Annotated in this window: 19 protein-coding genes; 8 read left to right on the forward strand and 11 right to left on the reverse strand. The window is 60.0% G+C overall.

The window, feature by feature from the left end:
- On the forward strand, positions 1-1,007 hold a 1,007-nt coding region (rlmF, locus tag BI292_RS02520), incomplete at its 5' end, for a 23S rRNA (adenine(1618)-N(6))-methyltransferase RlmF (RefSeq protein WP_101206874.1).
- Between the two features lie 202 nt (positions 1,008-1,209).
- Here the strand turns inward: rlmF and BI292_RS02525 are convergent.
- Positions 1,210-1,491: an HU family DNA-binding protein gene (locus tag BI292_RS02525; protein ID WP_007905514.1), complete on the reverse strand. Its 282-nt coding sequence runs from the start codon at positions 1,489-1,491 to the stop codon at positions 1,210-1,212.
- Between the two features lie 393 nt (positions 1,492-1,884).
- Here BI292_RS02525 and yejK point away from each other — a divergent pair, with 393 nt between their 5' ends.
- Both yejK and BI292_RS02535 read left to right on the forward strand, forming a co-directional pair.
- Positions 1,885-2,886 carry a nucleoid-associated protein YejK gene (gene yejK, locus BI292_RS02530; protein ID WP_092272899.1) on the forward strand — a complete coding sequence of 334 codons (1,002 nt, stop codon included), beginning with the start codon at positions 1,885-1,887 and terminating at the stop codon, positions 2,884-2,886.
- Complete coding sequence (locus BI292_RS02535) at positions 2,886-3,236, forward strand: glutaredoxin family protein (protein ID WP_101206875.1); 351 nt, start codon at positions 2,886-2,888, stop codon at positions 3,234-3,236. Before yejK ends, BI292_RS02535 begins: the two co-directional genes overlap by 1 nt.
- A gap of 159 nt (positions 3,237-3,395) precedes the next feature.
- Here the strand turns inward: BI292_RS02535 and BI292_RS02540 are convergent, their stop codons facing one another.
- The 9 genes from BI292_RS02540 to BI292_RS02580 form a co-directional block, all read right to left on the reverse strand.
- The gene (locus BI292_RS02540; RefSeq protein ID WP_101206876.1) at positions 3,396-4,331 is read right to left on the reverse strand and encodes a glutathione S-transferase family protein; all 936 of its coding nucleotides are present in this window, start codon (positions 4,329-4,331) and stop codon (positions 3,396-3,398) included.
- Between the two features lie 85 nt (positions 4,332-4,416).
- Positions 4,417-4,719: a GIY-YIG nuclease family protein gene (locus tag BI292_RS02545; protein ID WP_092272908.1), complete on the reverse strand. Its 303-nt coding sequence runs from the start codon at positions 4,717-4,719 to the stop codon at positions 4,417-4,419.
- A 40-nt stretch (positions 4,720-4,759) separates the two neighbouring features.
- Positions 4,760-5,230 carry a nuclear transport factor 2 family protein gene (locus BI292_RS02550; protein ID WP_101206877.1) on the reverse strand — a complete coding sequence of 157 codons (471 nt, stop codon included), beginning with the start codon at positions 5,228-5,230 and terminating at the stop codon, positions 4,760-4,762.
- Positions 5,231-5,341: 111 nt separating this feature from the next.
- Positions 5,342-6,613: a CynX/NimT family MFS transporter gene (locus BI292_RS02555; RefSeq protein WP_101206885.1), complete on the reverse strand. Its 1,272-nt coding sequence runs from the start codon at positions 6,611-6,613 to the stop codon at positions 5,342-5,344.
- A gap of 58 nt (positions 6,614-6,671) precedes the next feature.
- On the reverse strand, positions 6,672-7,331 hold the full coding sequence (locus BI292_RS02560; protein WP_101206878.1) for a FadR/GntR family transcriptional regulator: 660 nt from the start codon (positions 7,329-7,331) through the stop codon (positions 6,672-6,674).
- Positions 7,332-7,566: 235 nt separating this feature from the next.
- Positions 7,567-8,331: an amino acid ABC transporter ATP-binding protein gene (locus tag BI292_RS02565; RefSeq protein WP_092272917.1), complete on the reverse strand. Its 765-nt coding sequence runs from the start codon at positions 8,329-8,331 to the stop codon at positions 7,567-7,569.
- Positions 8,332-8,342: 11 nt separating this feature from the next.
- Positions 8,343-9,440 (reverse strand): amino acid ABC transporter permease, encoded by a 1,098-nt coding sequence (locus tag BI292_RS02570; protein ID WP_101206879.1) that lies wholly within the window; start codon positions 9,438-9,440, stop codon positions 8,343-8,345.
- Between the two features lie 10 nt (positions 9,441-9,450).
- Positions 9,451-10,632 carry an amino acid ABC transporter permease gene (locus BI292_RS02575; RefSeq protein ID WP_092272923.1) on the reverse strand — a complete coding sequence of 394 codons (1,182 nt, stop codon included), beginning with the start codon at positions 10,630-10,632 and terminating at the stop codon, positions 9,451-9,453.
- Between the two features lie 65 nt (positions 10,633-10,697).
- The gene (locus BI292_RS02580; RefSeq protein ID WP_092272926.1) at positions 10,698-11,729 is read right to left on the reverse strand and encodes an amino acid ABC transporter substrate-binding protein; all 1,032 of its coding nucleotides are present in this window, start codon (positions 11,727-11,729) and stop codon (positions 10,698-10,700) included.
- 468 nt (positions 11,730-12,197) lie between these two features.
- On the opposite strand from BI292_RS02580, the gene BI292_RS02585 reads away from it, so the two are divergent.
- From BI292_RS02585 to BI292_RS02605, 5 genes are all read left to right on the forward strand, one after another.
- Positions 12,198-12,854 (forward strand): alpha/beta hydrolase, encoded by a 657-nt coding sequence (locus BI292_RS02585; protein ID WP_101206880.1) that lies wholly within the window; start codon positions 12,198-12,200, stop codon positions 12,852-12,854.
- Between the two features lie 134 nt (positions 12,855-12,988).
- Complete coding sequence (rhlB, locus tag BI292_RS02590; protein WP_101206881.1) at positions 12,989-14,476, forward strand: ATP-dependent RNA helicase RhlB; 1,488 nt, start codon at positions 12,989-12,991, stop codon at positions 14,474-14,476.
- 149 nt (positions 14,477-14,625) lie between these two features.
- Positions 14,626-15,573, forward strand: coding sequence for an ornithine cyclodeaminase family protein (locus BI292_RS02595; RefSeq protein WP_101206882.1), 948 nt, complete (start codon positions 14,626-14,628; stop codon positions 15,571-15,573).
- 148 nt (positions 15,574-15,721) lie between these two features.
- Positions 15,722-16,849 (forward strand): FAD-binding oxidoreductase, encoded by a 1,128-nt coding sequence (locus BI292_RS02600; protein ID WP_101206883.1) that lies wholly within the window; start codon positions 15,722-15,724, stop codon positions 16,847-16,849.
- Positions 16,850-16,950: 101 nt separating this feature from the next.
- Entirely contained in the window at positions 16,951-17,592 is a 642-nt protein-coding gene (locus BI292_RS02605; protein WP_092272941.1) for a transcriptional regulator, read from the forward strand.
- Between the two features lie 108 nt (positions 17,593-17,700).
- On the opposite strand, the gene BI292_RS02610 is transcribed toward BI292_RS02605, so the two are convergent.
- Positions 17,701-18,477, reverse strand: a complete 777-nt coding sequence (locus BI292_RS02610) for an ABC transporter substrate-binding protein (protein WP_101206884.1) — start codon at positions 18,475-18,477, stop codon at positions 17,701-17,703.
- Positions 18,478-18,618 lie beyond the last annotated feature (141 nt).

The raw sequence follows: 18,618 nt of genomic DNA on the forward strand, positions 1-18,618 counted from the left end.
CTCCCCGCCCCGCGCGCAAGAAGCCTGACTCCGCCACCCCGGCCAAAGCCGTGGAACCACGTCCGAAGGCCAGCCTGCACCCGCGCAATCGCCATCAGGGTCGCTACGACTTCCCGGAGCTGATCAAGAGCACGCCGGAACTGGCGAAGTTCGTGATCACCAACCCGTACGGCAAGGAAAGCATCGACTTCGCCAGCCCCGACGCGGTGCGCGTGTTCAACCGGGCGCTGCTCAAGTCGTTTTATGGCGTGGCGCATTGGGACATTCCGGCCGATTACCTGTGCCCGCCGGTGCCGGGGCGTGCTGACTACGTGCACTTCCTCGCCGACCTGCTGGCCAGCGTCAACGACGGCGAGATCCCGCGCGGTGCGCCGGTCAAGGTGTTGGATATCGGCATGGGCGCCAACTGCGTTTATCCGCTGATCGGTTATAGCGACTACCGCTGGCACTTCCTCGGTTCGGAAATCGACCCGACGGCTGTCGCCGCAGCCAAAGCCATCGTCCAGTCCAACGGGCTGAACAAAGCCATTCAGTTGCGCCAGCAAACCAACCCCAAGCACATCCTCCTGGGTTTGCTCGAGCCGGGCGAACGGTTTGACCTGACCATGTGCAACCCGCCCTTCCACGCCTCGATGGACGAAGCGACCAAGGGCAGCGAGCGCAAATGGCGCGCCTTGGGCCGCGCCGACCCGAAACGCAAACTGCCGGTGCTGAACTTCGGTGGCCAATCGGCGGAATTGTGGTGCGAGGGCGGCGAAGCGCGCTTCGTCACGCAACTGATTGCCGAGAGCGCGCACTTCCAGCACAAAGTGCTGTGGTTCAGCACGCTGGTGTCGAAAGCCTCGAACCTGCCGGCGATCCAGATTGCGCTGAAAAAGGCTGGCGTGCTCGAAAGCCAGGTGGTTGAGATGTCTCAGGGTCAGAAGCAAAGCCGCTTTGTCGCGTGGACCTTCCAGACCAAATCCGAACAGCAAGTGTGGCGCGAGCGCTGGGTTCGCAAGGGCTAAGTCACTGACCACTGCAGATCAATTGTGGGAGTGAGCCTGCTCGCGATGGCGGCGTGTCAATTGACGATGATGTCGACTGATGCACCGCCATCGCGAGCAGGCTCACTCCTACATTGGTTTGCAGGTGTCTGAAAGGCCAAATCACAGACACAAAAAAGCCGTGCCCGGATTGCTCCGGAGCACGGCTTTTTATTACTGCGTCTTACTTGTTAACAGCGTCGGTCAGGCCTTTGGCCACAACCAGCTTGATAACTTTCTTGGCAGCGATTTCGATGGCAGCGCCAGTCGAAGGGTTACGGCCAGTACGGGCAGGACGCTCAGTCACTTTCAGTTTGCCGATACCTGGCAGAGTGATTTCGCCGCCGTTTTCCAGCTGATCAGCAACGATTTGGCCCAGTTGGTCCAGAGCGTTACGCGCGGTGGTTTTTGGCGCGTCGATAGCTTCAGCGATGTCGGCGATCAGTTGGTCTTTAGTAAGAGCCATGTAGTGTTCCTTCCCTATCAAATTCATATGGATTGCAGAGTGCAGTGTCAGCCATCGAGCCCGATCTTCTGGATCTGGCACCCTCGGCCAATAACCACGGGATCGGGGTTATAGATACCGAAATCAGGGTTTGGTTCGACCTGACAAATGCTGAATGCACGCTTAACGCAGTGACTTCGCGTAAGACCGGGCAAAACTAGCACAGAGACGGGGAAATATCCGCCTCTAGCTACCCAATTGGTCAGCTTTATTGCTCTAAACCGCTAAAAAAGCGCATAAGGCCCGCCGCACACCGGCGAATTGCCCTTCGAGCCGCGCCAAAACCAGTGGTTGCGGTACACTTGGCACTTTTTGGGGAGCGCGCCCTCCTCTCTTCAATCAGCCGAGAAGCCCATGCCGATCCGCCATTGCATCGTCCACCTGATCGACAAAAAACCCGACGGCACGCCCGCAGTTCTGCACGCTCGCGACTCTGAATTGGCAGAGTCCACGGCCATCGAGAACATGCTCGCCGACCTCAACGAGAGCTACAACGCCAAACAAGGCAAGGCCTGGGGTTTCTTCCACGCCGAGTCCGGGGCGCATCCGTTCAGCGGCTGGCTGAAGGAATACCTCGACGGCGGCAAGGACTTCACGGCGTTCAGCCGGGTCGCGGTGGAACACCTGCAAAAGCTGATGGAAGAATCCAACCTGTCGGTCGGCGGTCACGTGTTGTTCGCCCACTACCAGCAAGGCATGACTGATTACCTGGCCATCGCCCTGCTGCACCACAGCGAAGGCGTGGCGGTGACCGAGGAACTCGACGTGACCGCGTCGCGCCACCTCGACCTCGGCCAATTGCACCTGGCGGCGCGGATCAACGTGTCGGAGTGGCAGAACAACAAACAGTCCAAGCAGTACATTTCGTTCATCAAAGGCAAGAACGGCAAGAAGGTCTCGGAGTATTTCCGCGACTTTATCGGTTGCCAGGAAGGCGTCGACGGCCCCGGCGAAACCCGCACGCTGCTCAAGGCCTTCAGTGACTTCGTCGAAAGCGAAGATTTGCCGGAAGAATCCGCGCGCGAGAAGACCAAGACCCTGGTCGATTACGCCAGCAGCCAGGCCAAACTCGGCGAGCCGATGGGCCTCGAAGAACTCTCGGAACTGATCGACGAGGAGCGCCCGAAAGCCTTCTACGATCACATCCGCAACAAGGATTACGGTTTGTCGCCGGAGATTCCGGCAGATAAGCGCACGCTCAACCAGTTTCGCCGCTTCACCGGGCGCGCCGAGGGGCTGTCGATCAGCTTTGAAGCGCACCTGCTGGGCTCGAAGATCGAATACGACGAAGAGGCCGGCACGCTGATCATCAAGGGCTTGCCGACGCAACTCACCGATCAGTTGAAGCGCCGCTGATGCTCGGCCGGGTGCTGAAGAAATTCCTGCTGATCCTGCTGGTGGTCGTGGTTTACCAGAACTGGGGCAAGATCGAGCGGCTGATTCACCCTACGCAAGTGGTGTCGGAGCAGACGCAGGCCAAGGCTAACGTGGTGCTCTACGCGACCGACTGGTGCGGCTACTGCAAACTGACCCGGCGTTTTCTCGATTCCAAAGGCATTCCGTATCAGGAATTCGACATCGAGAAAAATCCCGAAGCGCGCAAGGCGTATGAGGCGCTGGGCGGACGCGGGATTCCGTTGATTGATGTGAACGGCACATTGATCCGCGGCTATGACCCGGACCAGATCCTCGCTGCCCTGAAATAACCCGCCCAACTGCACTTGATCCCTGTGGCGAGGGGGCTTGCCCCCGTTGGGCTGCGCAGCAGCCCCAAAGTCCTTCGCCATCAATGCCATTTTGTGAGCGCTGCGCACTCAGACGGGGGCAAGCCCCCTCGCCACAGTTGTGCAGGACAGGAAGTTTATTTACCGCGCTTCGATCCGAAACCCAAACCGCGGGAAGTGCACATGCACCACGCCCGCGCGCTCATCTTCGCGGCGCAGGATCAATTCCTCACGTCCGGCAAACACCAACTCGCCGGCCACCGGATCCACGCCGTAATCGGTCGCCGCGATCAGCACTTGCTGGCCGACTTCAAAACCGTTCGGCTCAGCGAACTGCTCATCCGGCAACGCCGCCGGCGTGGCATTGCGCGATACCTCCAGGGCCTCTTCGGCGGTCATCTCGCTGAACGCGCCATGACCGAAGCCCATCACCCGCGCAAACCACGCCGACACCGCCGGATACGCGTCCACCAGCGGTGCAGTCACCGGCGTCGCTTTGAGAAACCACAGGCAATGCGCCAACGCGAAGTCGGCAATCGACGGTTCACCCAACAGGTAATCGCCCTGCTCACGCTGCAGCTGCAACTCCAGGCGTCCCATGATGGTCGGCCACTGATGGCGCGCCTGCTCGGCGGACAACTTGGTGGCGCTGCCACCGCTGAACAAACCGGCGCGGTCGGCGAGGAATGCCTTGATCGCTTCCGGCGGCAGTTTGCCGAAGCGCACGGCGATCGATTCCGGTTGGAACACCAGGCTCACCGCGTGCTGGAACACCACCGAATCGGCCCACGCAGCGAAACTCGCGGCGATCATTTCCTGACCTTCCGGGAAGAACGCCGGCAAGGCTTTTTCCTGCTCCAGACACCGCGCGATCAACGCGGTGTCGCAGTAGATATCGGCGCCGATCTGCAACACCGGGGTCTTGCGATAGCCGCCGGTCAATGCGGTCAGATCAGGTTTTGGCATCACCGGCGAGATCTTCACCGAGCGCCACGACAGGCCTTTGAAGCCCAGCAGCAGACGGGCCTTTTCGGCAAAAGGGGATGTCGGGTAGTTGTGAAGAATCAGCTCTGACATGCTCGGCTCCGCCGCACGGATAAAGGAATTCGCAGCTTAGCCTGCAATTGATTGGCGGCCTACGGCTCGGCGTGATGGGAACTTATCAGTCAGATTGATAAGTCTGCACCAGGCATTCCTTGGCGCTTTTCTTGAGTTTTTTGATCAGCCGTTCCTGGCGCAGCGCATCGCTTTTGTCGCGGCACAGTTCGGTGTAAACCAGCGCCACGGCCGGGCTGGAGAGAAAGTAGCGCGCGCCTTTGCCGCTCTGGTGCGTGGCAAAACGGCGCAGCGGATCGTTGCTGATCCCGCAGTAAAGCGAACCGTTGGCCGCGCGCACCAGGTAAACAAACCAGGGTTTGCTCACCGGGGCTTGGGCGTCGGCGGGGATTTCGCTGAGGGTGTTCACGTGGCGATCAAGGCTTGAAAGAAAACAAGCGGCGATCTTATCAGCGACTGGCCTGGAATGCCCTCAGCCCCTTCAACGCCTGCGCGCGCACGGCGTTGCGCACCAGCGGCGTCCAGCCCAGCAACAGACCTTTGGTACCAAGCGCCTGACGCGACCAGCGCCACAGGTCGAAGTGGTCGTGGTGCTCGCAGATCTTGCCGTCGCGAAAAACAAATCGCGCCTGAATGTTATTGACCACGGTGTTGCCGGTCTGGCTGAACAGGTAAGTCGCGACCCAATGGGCGCCGCCCGTGCGCTCGTCGCTGCGCACGTTGTCGAAGGTCAGGGAAAAGTCCTTGGCGCGGGTGGTGAGCATGCGCCACATGTCGCCGGCATCGCGGCCACGCAACTCGCCGAACGCCGGATCACTGAACACCACGTCATCGGCGTAGCAGGCGCTCATCGCTTCGGCGTCCAGGCGTTGGAAAGCCTCGTAGAAACGGCTGATCAAAGCGTTGTGGGCGTCACTCATGGGCAGGCTCCGTGCGGCGGCGAATGGCTGGAAAGGATGGCTGCACGATAATCTGCAAAGACGCGAAACACTATCGGCATTCGTGGGCCGAATGCCGACAGTGTGCGCGCGTCAGACTTTTTCGCTGGTGACTTGCACGTACAGCGAACGCCCGGCGCCGAGCCCGGCGACGATTGCGCCGAGGCCGATGATGCCGAAGATCCAGCCCAGTGCATTCCAGCCACCGGTCAAGTCGTGGACGATGCCGACCGCGAACGGCCCCATCGACGCCAAGGTGTAGCCGAAACCCTGGGCCATGCTCGACAGGTTGGCGGCGACATGCGAATCACGCGAACGCAGCACGATCAAGGTCAGCGCCAGGCTGAACGTGCCGCCCTGCCCCAGACCGAGCAGAATCGCCCAGCCCCACAAACCTTCAATCGGCGCGTAGAGGCAGCCGAACAGGCCGCCGAGAGTCAGCAACATGACGATGACAATCGCCAAACGCTGATCCTTGCCGCGCGTTGCCAGCCACGGTGCGGCCAGTGAGCTGGCGAGTTGCACGATCACCGAGCCCGACAGCACCAGACCGGCCTGGGTCGGCGTCAGTCCACGGCCGATCAGGATCGACGGCAACCAGCCAAACACGATGTACGCCAGCGACGATTGCAGGCCCATATAGAGCGTTACTTGCCAGGCCAATGGATCGCGCAACAAACCGCGAACCCGGTAGGCAACGTTGTGCGAGCCGTGTTTCTGGCCGACTTGCGGCAACCAGAAAATCGCCGCGACCAGCGCCGGAATCACCCAAAATCCAAGACCCAACGCCCAGCTCTGGTCGAAGTGTTCGCTCAGCGGCACGGTCGCGCCCGCCGCCATCGCCGCGCCCAGACACAGCGCCATGGTGTAGACACCGGTCATGGTGCCGGCCTGTTTCGGGAAGTCGCGTTTGACGATGCCCGGCAACAACACGCCGATCACGCCGATGCTCGCGCCGGCCATGACGCTGCCGGCGAACAGGCCGATTTCACCGAAAGAACTGCGCAGGATAATCCCGCCAGCCAACGTCAAAAGAATCCCCAGCACCACGCGTTCGGCGCCAAAACGCCGCGCGAGGATCGGCGCCAGTGGCGCGAACAAACCGAGGCAGAGCACCGGCAACGTGGTCAGCAAACCGGCTTGCGCGGCGGACAATCCGAGCGTCTTCGAGACGTCGCTGAGCATCGGCGCCATGCTCGACAACGCCGGGCGCAGGTTCAGCGCGACCAGGATCAGCCCGAGCAATAACAGCCACGGCCGGCGCAGAAGCGGCTGACTGCGCTGGACCGTTTCGTCATCGGCCTCGGCGTCGATCAGCAGCTCTTCGAGCTTGTTTGCGGGGAGATGGCTGTGCTTGGCAGGCATGGGGTTCTCGTTTTCAAAGTACTTGGTTTCAAAGTGCTTGGTTTCAAGGTGCTTGGTTTCAAGGTTCATTGATCAACTGCCTCGACAGGGCTTTGGCCCGTTCCGGGTCGCGTTGCTCGACGGCGTCGAGCAATTCGACGTGCAGATCGAAGACTTCCTGGCGTCGTGGGGTGATGTTCAAGGTCTGGCGCAATTGCGCGCCGACGATGCTTGAGAAGTAGCGATACAACTCGCTGAGCGTCGGGTTGTGTGCGGCATCGACCAGACGCCGGTGGAACACCAGATCGCAGGCGATGTAGCTGTCGAGATCGCCGTGGTAATGACTGCCGCTGACGCCCAGGGCTTCGCGCAACGCGACGAGGTCTTCGTCGGTGCGGCGCAGTGCAGCGAGGCCGATGGCTTCGACTTCGAGGATGTGCCGGGTTTCTCGCGCCTGTTCGAGCGAGCAGCGCGACAGGGCCTTCATGGTGTCGAGCGGGTCGATGATCGCGCGCAGGTAACTGCCATCACCCTGGCGGATTTCGATCAACCCGGAAAACGCCAAGACGCGCATGGCTTCGCGCACGGTGTTGCGGCTGATGCCGAGTTCGGCGGACAGCTCGGGTTCGGTCGGCAGGCGCTCGCCGACCGCCCAGACGCCTGCAGTAATGCGTTGGCGCAGTTGGTCCAGAGCCTGATCGACCAGGGAACGTTTGATCAGTGGAGACATGTCAGACATAAGAATTCGCCCTTTCATCCAATCATAGGATGAATTTTTTGACATGTTAGTCAGCAATCTTTTGTAACGCAATGCCCCCGTAGGAGCGAGGCTTGCCCGCGAAGGCTGGGTGTCAGCTGCATATCTGTCCCTGACATGACGCTTTCGCGGGCAAGCCTCGCTCCTACAATGCTCTGGAATCCAGGCATAAAAAAACCCGGAACAAGTCCGGGTTTTTCTCAATGCCTGTACTGAATCAATGCAAAATCTGGCTCAGGAACAGTTTGGTCCGATCGTTCTGCGGGTTGTCGAAGAAGTCGTTCGGCGCCGCTTGTTCGACGATTTCGCCCTTGTCCATGAAGATCACGCGGTTGGCCACGGTGCGCGCGAAACCCATTTCGTGGGTCACGCACAACATGGTCATGCCGTCTTCAGCCAGGCCGATCATGGTGTCCAACACCTCTTTGACCATCTCGGGATCGAGCGCCGAAGTCGGTTCGTCGAACAGCATGATTTTCGGTTTCATGCACAAGGCGCGGGCAATCGCCACACGCTGTTGCTGACCGCCGGACAGTTGCCCCGGGAATTTATGCGCCTGCTCCGGAATGCGTACGCGTTCCAGGTAATGCATGGCGATTTCTTCAGCCTTGCGCTTGGGCATCTTGCGCACCCACATCGGCGCCAGCGTGCAGTTCTGCAGGATGGTCAGGTGCGGGAACAGGTTGAAGTGCTGGAACACCATGCCGACTTCGCGGCGCACCGTTTCGATCTGCTTGAGGTCGTTGGTCAGCTCCACGCCGTCCACCACAATGCGCCCCTGCTGGTGTTCTTCCAGACGATTGAGGCAACGAATGGTGGTCGATTTGCCCGAACCCGACGGCCCGCACAGGACGATACGTTCACCCTGTTTGACATTAAGGTTGATGTCTTTCAACACGTGGAACTGGCCGTACCACTTGTTCACGCCCTGCATCTGAATAATGCCTTCAGGGCTCACAGGCTGTTTGATCGCTTCACTCATAAACTACGCTCCTAACGCTTGTGGCCAGTGTCCAGCTTACGTTCCAAATGCATGGAATAGCGGGACATACCAAAACAGAAAATCCAGAACACCAGGGCCGCGAATACGTAGCCTTCAGTCGCCATGCCCAGCCATTTCGGGTCGGCGGCGGCTTGTTTGACGCTGTTGAGCAAGTCGAACAGGCCGATGATGATCACCAGGCTTGTGTCCTTGAACAGCGCAATGAAGGTGTTGACGATGCCGGGGATCACCATTTTCAGGGCTTGCGGCAGAATCACCAGGCCCATGCTGCGCCAGTAACCGAGGCCCATTGCGGCGGCCGCTTGGTACTGACCTTTAGGGATCGCTTGCAGACCGCCGCGCACCACTTCCGCCACGTAGGCCGACTGGAACAGGATCACGCCGATCAGTGCGCGCAGCAATTTGTCGAAGTTCATGCCTTCAGGCAGGAACAACGGCAGCATCACCGAGGACATGAACAGCACCGTGATCAACGGCACGCCGCGCCAGAATTCGATGAAGGTCACGCAGACCACACGAATTGCCGGCATGTTCGAACGACGACCCAGCGCCAGCACAATCCCCAGCGGCAATGCACCGGCAATCCCGACAGTGGCGATCACCAGGGTCAGCATCAAGCCGCCCCATTGGCTGGTCGCCACGTTGGTCATGCCGAAGATGCCGCCATGCAACAGGAAGAACGCAATGATCGGGTACGCCACCAGAAAGCTCAGGCCGTAGACCGCTTTGCGCTGGAAGCGCGAGATGAACAACGGCGCCACGCCGATCACCGCCAGCCACACGGTCAGGTCGACGCGCCAGCGCAGTTCGGTCGGGTAGTAGCCGTACATGAACTGGCCAAAACGCTGTTGGATGAACACCCAGCAGGCGCCTTCCTTGGTGCAGTCGGCGCGGGTGGTGCCGACCCAGTTGGCGTCGAGGATTGCCCAGTGCAGGATCGGCGGCACGACGAGGTAGATGAGGTAGAACGCGAACAGGGTCAGCAGGCTGTTGATCCAGCTGGAGAACATGTTTGCGCGCATCCACGCCACCACGCCGATGCTGCTGCTCGGCGGTGGCATGTCAGGTTTGAAAGTATGGGATGTCATGCGCGTTTCCTCACCGTTCGATCAGCGCAATGCGCTTGTTGTACCAGTTCATCAGCAGGGAAATGCTGATACTGATCGCCAGGTACACGCTCATGGTGATGGCAATTACTTCGATCGCCTGCCCGGTCTGGTTAAGCACCGTACCGGCAAACAACGAAACCATTTCCGGGTAACCGATACCGGCCGCCAGCGAGGAGTTTTTCGCCAGGTTGAGGTATTGGCTGGTCAGCGGCGGGATGATCACGCGCAGGGCTTGCGGAATGATCACCTTGCGCAGCGTCGGCCCGTTGCGCAGCCCGAGCGAACGCGCAGCTTCGGTCTGGCCGTGGCTGACCGACTTGATGCCGGAACGCACGATTTCGGCGATGAACGCTGCGGTGTAAACGGTCAGCGCCAGGGTCAACGCCAGCAGTTCCGGGATCAACACCCAGCCGCCGACGAAGTTGAAGCCTTTGAGCTCAGGCATTTCCCAGTGCAGCGGCGCGCCGAAGATCAGTGCGCACAGCGCGGGAATGACGATGATGATCGCCAGCCCGGTCCAGAACTTGTGGAACGGCACGCCGGTCGCTTCGAAACGTTTATTGGCCCAACGGCACATCAGCACGATGGCCACGATGGCGATGACGACGCTGACGACGAACGCCCAGAAACCGTCCGCTGCCAACGCGGCCGGCATGTTCAAGCCACGGCTGCTGACGAAGAACGTGTCCGCGAAGTTGTGGCTGGCGCGCGGCCCCGGCATGGTCAGGAATACGGCGAAGTACCAGAAGAGGATTTGCAGCAGCGGCGGAATGTTACGGAAAACCTCCACGTAAACCGTCGCCAGCTTGCTGATGATCCAGTTCGGCGACAGCCGCGCCACGCCGACGATAAACCCGAGCAGCGTTGCCAGGATCACGCCGATAAACGTCACCAGCAGGGTGTTGAGCAGACCGATGACAAACACCCGGGCATACGTGTCCGATTCGGTGTAGTCGATCAGGTGTTGCGCGATGCCGAACCCGGCACTGCGGTCCAGAAAGCTGAAGCCGGAAGTGATGCCCCGGTGTTGCAGGTTGGTTTGCGTATTGTCGAACAGATACCAGCCCATCGCGACGACCGCGACGATGGTGATGATCTGAAATAGCCACGCACGCACTTTTGGATCGCTGAGGCTGAGCCTCTGCTTTGGCGCGCCGATTGATTTTTGCATGAAGTGCCCCGCAAAGAATGGAACAGAACATCACCCGGTGGTTGGCCCACCGGGTGACAGAACCATCAGCGCACTGGTGGTGCGTATTGAATGCCGCCGTTGGTCCACAGGGCGTTCAGGCCACGGTCGATTTCCAGCGGAGTAGTCTTGCCGAGGTTTTTCTCGAAGATTTCGCCGTAGTTGCCGACTTGGGAAACGATCTTGACGACCCAGTCCTTCGGCAGTTTCAGGTCTTTACCGTATTCGCCGTCAGCACCCAACATACGGGCAACGTCAGGGTTTTTGGTCGACTTGGCTTCTTCCAGAACGTTTTTCGAAGTGATGCCGGCTTCTTCGGTGTTCAACAGCGCGTAGCCAACCCAGCGAACGATCGCCAGCCACTCGTCATCGCCGTTACGCACGACTGGACCCAGTGGTTCTTTGGAAATGGTTTCCGGCAGTACCACGTAGTCTTTCGGTGCAGCCAGTTTGCTGCGCTGTGCGTAGAGCTGCGACTTGTCGGAAGTCAGCACGTCGCAACGACCGGATTCCAGCGACTTGGCGCTTTCATCGGAGGTGTCGAAAGTGATCGGGGTGTACTTCAGGCCGTTGGCGCGGAAGTAGTCGGACACGTTCAGTTCGGTGGTGGTACCGGCCTGGATGCAGATGGTTGCGCCATCCAGTTCCTTGGCACTTTTCACGCCCAGCTTGCTGTTGGCGAGGAAGCCAACGCCGTCGTAGTAAGTGATGAAGCCAGGGAATTTCAGGCCCATGCCGGCGTCACGCGAGCTGGTCATGGTGGTGTTGCGGGAGAGGATGTCGATCTCGCCGGACTGCAACGCGGTGAAGCGCTCCTTGGCGTTCAACTGGCTGAACTTGACCTTGTTTGCGTCGCCGAATACGGCAGCGGCCACAGCGCGGCAAACGTCAGCGTCGATCCCGAGGATCTTGCCGGTGGAGTCCGGAACCGAGAAACCCGGCAAACCGTCACTCACACCGCACTGTACGAAACCTTTTTTCTGCACTGCATCCAGGGTTGCACCCGCCTGAGCGAACCCGCTGACACCGAGCACTGCAGCTGCAGTCACGATAGCCAGGGTGGATTTCAACATTTTCATTCAAACCTCCAGTTTTGCTCTTGTTGTGTCGGAGCGTGAGTCCAGTCGCACCCTTTTGAGGCGTTGTCGACCCGTGTTGGCTTTTTTTGGGGTCAACCGACTTCAGGACCTAGCTATGAGTCTATTAGGAGAAAATCCACACCGTGGACCACTCGCTTCTCACCAATCGGCCGAACGGGCTGTAGCCCTTTCACGTTCGCGAAGCCCGTAACGGCCACTGGCGAACATCCATCACCGGATTCTTTGCTATCCCGCCACCAGCAGTACCCTGATAGTGTTACCGCCAGGGGCGAGATTGGTTGCACCGGTTTCCCCATAGCAAAGCCCGTACCACACCGCTCGCTCAAGCGATTCAGCGACAGGTCAATAGCAAAACTTGTAGCCTTGCGACATCTTCTTAACGGATAAACCAACCGCGCCCTCGAATCACGCACTCAATGAGAGCGCACGCACACATTTGGAGCAGACATGACCCAGCCCTTGATTCTTCAGCCCGGCAAGCCCGTAGACGCCTGCGTAATCTGGCTGCACGGCCTGGGCGCCGACCGCTACGACTTCCTTCCGGTGGCCGAGGCGTTGCAGGAGACTCTCCTGACCACACGCTTCGTTTTGCCCCAGGCGCCGACCCGCGCAGTGACCATTAATGGTGGTTACGAGATGCCGAGCTGGTACGACATATTGGCCATGAACCCGGCCCGCGCGATCAGCCGCGAACAGTTGGATGAGTCGTCGCAAATGGTCATTGATTTGATCGAAGAGCAGAAGGCCAGCGGAATAGACGCCTCGCGGATTTTTCTCGCCGGGTTTTCCCAGGGCGGCGCGGTAGTGTTACACAGTGCTTTCCTCAAACTGGAAGGCACGCTCGGTGGCGTACTAGCCCTGTCGACTTATGCACCGACGTTCAGCGATGAACTGCAGTTGTCGGCCAGCCAGCAGCGCATTCCGGTGCTGTGCCTTCACGGCCAGTACGATGAGGTGGTGCAAAACGCCATGGGCCGCAGCGCTTACGAGCATTTGAAGCTGCGTGGTGTCACCGTGACATGGCAGGAATACCCAATGGGCCACGAAGTGTTACCCGAAGAAATTCGCGATATCGGCACTTGGCTCGCCGAGCGCTTGGGTTAACTGACTGTTTGTCAGCGCTACCTGTTAAAGCGCTGCCTATTAATAGGAAACGACCCTCGTTTAATCATCCCGCTACGCCGCGCCCGATTCTTGCATTACACTGGCCGGCGTACATTCCTTAACCAATCGATGAGATGACCGTGCTCAAAGCACTCAAAAAAATGTTCGGTAAAAGCGAGGCTGAGCAGCTCGCGCCAGTCGCCAGCGCTGCGTCTCCAACCCCCAGCCACCGCACCGACGGTCGTCAGCCTGGCCGGACCGCTGCTGTAGCGGCACCGAAACACGAGCCTGTGACCACACCGGCCGCCCCACCCGTCGAAGCCATCGCTGCGGAACTGCCGCTCAGCGAAGCGCCAAAACCGGTAAAACCGCGTCGCGAACCGAAGCCGAAAGCGCCGGTCATTCCCTGGAAGCTCGAAGATTTCGCCGTCGAGCCGATGGAAGGTAAAACCCGTTTCCACGATTTCAAACTCGCCCCGGAACTGATGCACGCCATCCAGGACCTGGGTTTCCCGTATTGCACGCCGATCCAGGCGCAAGTCCTCGGTTTCACCCTGGCCGGCAAAGACGCCATCGGTCGCGCCCAGACCGGCACCGGCAAAACCGCCGCGTTCCTGATCTCGATCATCACCCAGTTGCTGGAAACCCCGCCGCCCAAGGAACGCTACATGGGTGAACCGCGGGCGCTGATCATCGCGCCAACCCGCGAACTGGTGGTGCAGATCGCCAAGGACGCCGCCGACCTGACCAAGTACACCGGCCTCAACGTCATGACGTTTGTCGGCGGCATGGATTTCGACAAGCAGCTCAAGCACCTCGAAGCGCGCCACTGCGACATCCTCGTCGCCACGCCGGGCCGTTTGCTCGACTTCAACCAGCGCGGCGACGTGCATCTGGACATGGTCGAAGTCATGGTCCTCGACGAAGCCGACCGCATGCTCGACATGGGTTTCATCCCGCAAGTGCGGCAGATCATTCGTCAGACGCCGCCGAAGAACGAGCGCCAGACGCTGCTGTTCTCCGCGACCTTCACCGAAGACGTGATGAACCTCGCCAAGCAATGGACCACCGAGCCGTCGATCGTCGAGATCGAATCGCAGAACGTCGCCAGCGAAAACGTCGAGCAACACATCTACGCGGTGGCCGGTGCCGACAAATACAAATTGCTCTACAACCTCGTGACCGATAACGGTTGGGAGCGGGTGATGGTCTTCGCCAACCGCAAGGATGAAGTGCGGCGCATCGAAGAACGCCTGGTGCGCGACGGCGTCAACGCCGCGCAACTGTCGGGCGACGTGCCGCAGCACAAGCGCATCAAGACGCTCGAAGGGTTCCGCGAAGGCAAGATTCGCGTGTTGGTGGCCACCGATGTTGCCGGTCGCGGCATTCACATCGACGGCATCAGCCACGTGATCAACTTCACCCTGCCGGAAGTGCCGGACGATTACGTGCACCGCATCGGCCGTACTGGCCGCGCAGGCGCCGATGGCGTGTCGATCAGCTTCGCCGGCGAAGACGATTCCTATCAGTTGCCGTCCATCGAAGCGCTGCTGGGTCGCAAGATCAGCTGTGAAACGCCACCGACGCATCTATTGCGCGCGGTCGAGCGCAAGCGCCCGTAACCCAGGACGCATGGAAAGAGGCGCAGCCGGCAACGGACTGCGCTTTTTTTTCGCCCGGCTTCCAAGCGGTGCTTGTCGGATACAACTAAATGTCCATAATGGACAAATTAGTTTATTCGCAAGTTTTTCCACCGCGCTCGGAGCCGATCATGTCTTCTACTCCTCAAGTGATTAATCAGGCTCAGGCCCGCGAACTGCTGGCACAGGTCGACGTGCCGCAGATCCTGCGCAAACTGTTCCGCGACCTCGCTGCCGGGCAAGCCGTGCAGCCGCCGCAGCAATGGGTGGAATTTCCCAAGGGCGCCGGCGACTTCATCAATTTTCAGGGTGTGCTCGCCGAGGATGGCGTTTACGGGATCAAGACCTCGCCCTACATCGTCCGCGACCAAGGCCCGTTGGTGACCGCGTGGACGCTACTGATGTCGATGCACACCGGCCAGCCGCTGTTGCTCTGCGATGCCGGCGAATTGACCACGGCGCGCACGGCGGCGACCACCGCTGTGGCGGTCGATGCCCTTGCGCCGCTGAACGCGCGGCGACTGGCGATCATCGGCAGCGGCAAAGTCGCGCAAGCGCATCTGCATTACGTGAAAACGCTGCGCGACTGGCAGAGCATCAACCTGTACTCACCCGGTTTGCGCTCGCTGGATGCCGAGGCGCGAGCATGTTTGCAGCAGCTTGATCCACGGCTGAAGCTGGTCGACAGCCGTGAGGCGGCAATCGACGATGCTGACGTGGTCATGCTGTGCACCTCGTCCGCCGGACCGGTGATTGATCCGGCCAGTTTGCGCAAACCGACGCTGATCACGTCGATCAGCACCAACGCGCCGCGCGCCCACGAAGTGCCGCCGCAGCGCCTGAATGACATGCAGGTGTTCTGCGACTATCGTCAGACCACGCCGGGCGCGGCCGGGGAAATGTTGATCGCGAGTGAGCAGCACGGCTGGCATTCGGATCTGATTATCGGAGACTTGCCCGAGCTGTTGAGCGGCCAGGTGCAACGCCCTGAATATGATCGCCATGTGTTCTTCCGCTCAATTGGCCTGGGCCTGGAAGATATAGCGCTGGCGAATGCGATTTATCAACTCCAGCACTAACACCGCGATCCCTTGCAGGAGCGAGGCTTGCCCGCGAAGGCGGCGTACCAGTGACGTTGATGTTGGATGTGCTGACGTCTTCGCGGGCAAGCCTCGCTCCTACAGGGATCTTGAAAATTTCGGCATTTGCGCACCACAGGAGACGTTCATGAGCCAGGCAGATTTCATCATCATCGGCGGCGGGATTGCCGGCGCTTCCACTGGCTATTGGCTGTCGCAGCACGCGCGCGTGATCGTGCTGGAGCGCGAGAGCCATCCGGCTTATCACTCGACCGGACGTTCGGCGGCGTTGTACACGGCCGCTTACGGCACGCCGCAAGTGCGCGCACTGACCCAGGCCAGCCGCGACTTTTTCGATGCACCGCCGAGTGGTTTCTGCGATCACCCGTTGCTGACGCCACGCGGCGAAATGACCGTGGATTTCACCGGAGACCCGGCCGAGCTGACCAATCAATACCTCAGCGCCAAAGCCACCGTGGCGCAAATGCAGTTGCTCACCGCCGATGAAGCCTGCGCCCGCCTGCCGATTCTGCGCCGGGAAAAAGTCCACGGCGCGCTGTACGACCCGACCGCCAGCGACATCGACACCGACGCGTTGCATCAAGGCTATTTGCGCGGAATCAAACGCAATGGCGGCGAGATTCACACCAACAGCGAAGTGCTGAGCCTGACCCGCGACGCCGACGGCCAGTGGCAGGTGGAAACCGGCGAACAGCGTTTCAGCGCGCCAGTGATCATCAACGCCGCTGGCGCCTGGGCTGACAAGATTGGCCAGATGGCCGGCGCGCAGGCGCTGGGCCTGCAACCGAAACGCCGTGCGGCGTTCATCTTCGCCGGTCCGGAAGGGGTGAACATTCATCACTGGCCGATGCTGGTGGCGCTCGACGAATCTTTCTACATGAAGCCCGACGCCGGGGTGTTCCTCGGCTCGCCGGCCAACGCCGACCCGGTCGAACCGCACGACGTGCAGCCCGAAGAACTCGACATCGCCATGGGCATCTACCAGATCGAGGAAGCCACCACGCTGACCATCCGCCGACCGACACGGACCTGGGCCGGGCTGCGCAGTTTTGTCCGCGACGGTGATTTGCTCGCGGGTTTCGATAGTCAGGTGCCGGGGTTGTTCTGGGTTGCGGCGCAGGGCGGTTATGGCATTCAGACGTCGCCGGCGATGGGCCTGGCCAGCGCTGCGCTGGTTCGCGGTGAAGCGCTGCCGGAACAACTCAGCCGCTTCGGCCTCGACGCGGCGATGCTCTCCCCCGCCCGGCTGGGTTGAAGCGCCTGGCTGCGTCAGACGTGAGTGACGTCCACAGACGATTGCGGCAAACTTCCAGCGCCCTGCTCGATGGGGCGCTGACGTTGCCTGGAGTGACCTGTATGAATGCACCTGAAACAGACTCGGCCCTGGCTGCTTCGTCTCTCGACAACTATCGGGCGATTGCCGACGCCATCGCCACGCTGTTCTTCCCTCACGCCGAGGTGGTGCTGCACGATTTGCGCACGCAGAAAGTCGATTACATCGCCAACAACTTGTCGAAACGCGAGATCGGTGATGACTCGTCGCTGGAAGACATGCTCAGCGAGGAAGTCAGCGAACGAAACATCGGGCCGTACGAAAAGCTCAATTGGGACGGTCAGAAGATTCGCAGCCTGAGCAGCGTCTTGCGCGACAGCGACGGTCATCCGCTGGCGGTGCTGTGCATCAATCTGAATATTTCGCTGTTTGAGAACGCCAAGGCTGCGCTGGACTTGTTCCTGTCGCCGAGCAAGTTGATCCCGCAACCCGATTCACTGTTTCGCGATGACTGGCAGGAGCGCATCAACACCTTCCTGCACGCCTGGCTGCGCGAGCGTCAGTTGAGCCTGAGCGTGCTGACCCGCGACCACAAACGCGAGCTGGTATTGGCGCTGCATGCCGAAGGCGCGTTCAAGGGCAAAAGCGCCTCCAACTATGTGGCCAACGTGCTGAACATGGGGCGGGCGACGGTTTACAAGCATTTGAAGGAGTTGAAGGGTTAGACCTTCAGAGGTGGGTTGTTTTATCGGGCCTCTTCGCGGGCAAGCCTCGCTCCTACAGGAATCCGCATTCCATCTGTAGGAGCGAGGCTTGCCCGCGAAGGCGGTCTATCAATCGCCGTAGATGTCGGTCTTGAAATACTTGTCGGAAATCTTCTGATATTCGCCACTCGCGCGAATGCCATCAATCGCGGTGTTCAGCTCGCTGACCAGCTCGCTATTGCCTTTGCGCACAGCAATCCCGGCGCCCTCGCCGACGTATTTCGGGTCCTTGAGTTCCGGCCCGACAAACGCGTAACCCTTGCCGCGCGGCATCGACAGGAAGTCATTCAGCGGAATGGTGTCGGCAAAAATCGCGTCAAGACGACCGGCCGCCAAGTCCATGTAAATCTCTTCGTTGTTGCTGTAGCGCTTGACGTTGACGCCCTTCGGCTCAAACACCTCGGTGGCAAAACGGTCGGTAGTGGTCGCGCGTTGCACGCCGACATTCTTGCCTTTGAGGCTCGCGTATTGATCGTCGACCACTGCGCCGTCCTTCATCACCAGCCGCGATGAAGTGAAGTAATACTTGTGGGTGAAATCCACCGACTTCTTGCGGTCTTCGTTGATGGTCATCGACGACAGCGCCATGTCGATTTTCTTCACTTTCAGCGAAGGGATCAGACCGTCGAACTCGCCTTCGACCCACACGCATTTGGCCTTCATCTGCGCGCACAGGGCATTGCCGATGTCGTAGTCGAAACCGACGATTTCACCTTTGTCAGTTTTCGAGGCGAATGGCGGGTAAGCCGCTTCGATGCCGATGCGCAGGGTCTTGTCGGCGGCAAACGCAGCGCTGCACGCCAACAGGCTCAGGGCCAGACCGGTGATGAGGGGGAATTTCTTCATGTTTGTTCTCTCGCGGGTTGTTGTTGGTTTGGCAAGACAGAAGAAGAGCTGAACGTGGTGCGATGACATTTTTGTACTTGGAAATCCATACTGGACTTTTACGTACAAATGGTCAATTGGGCAAGCGGGATGGTGGGGGGC

The sequence above is a fragment of the Pseudomonas sp. 43NM1 genome (assembly GCF_002836905.1).
Classification (GTDB): Bacteria; Pseudomonadota; Gammaproteobacteria; order Pseudomonadales; family Pseudomonadaceae; genus Aquipseudomonas; species Aquipseudomonas prosekii.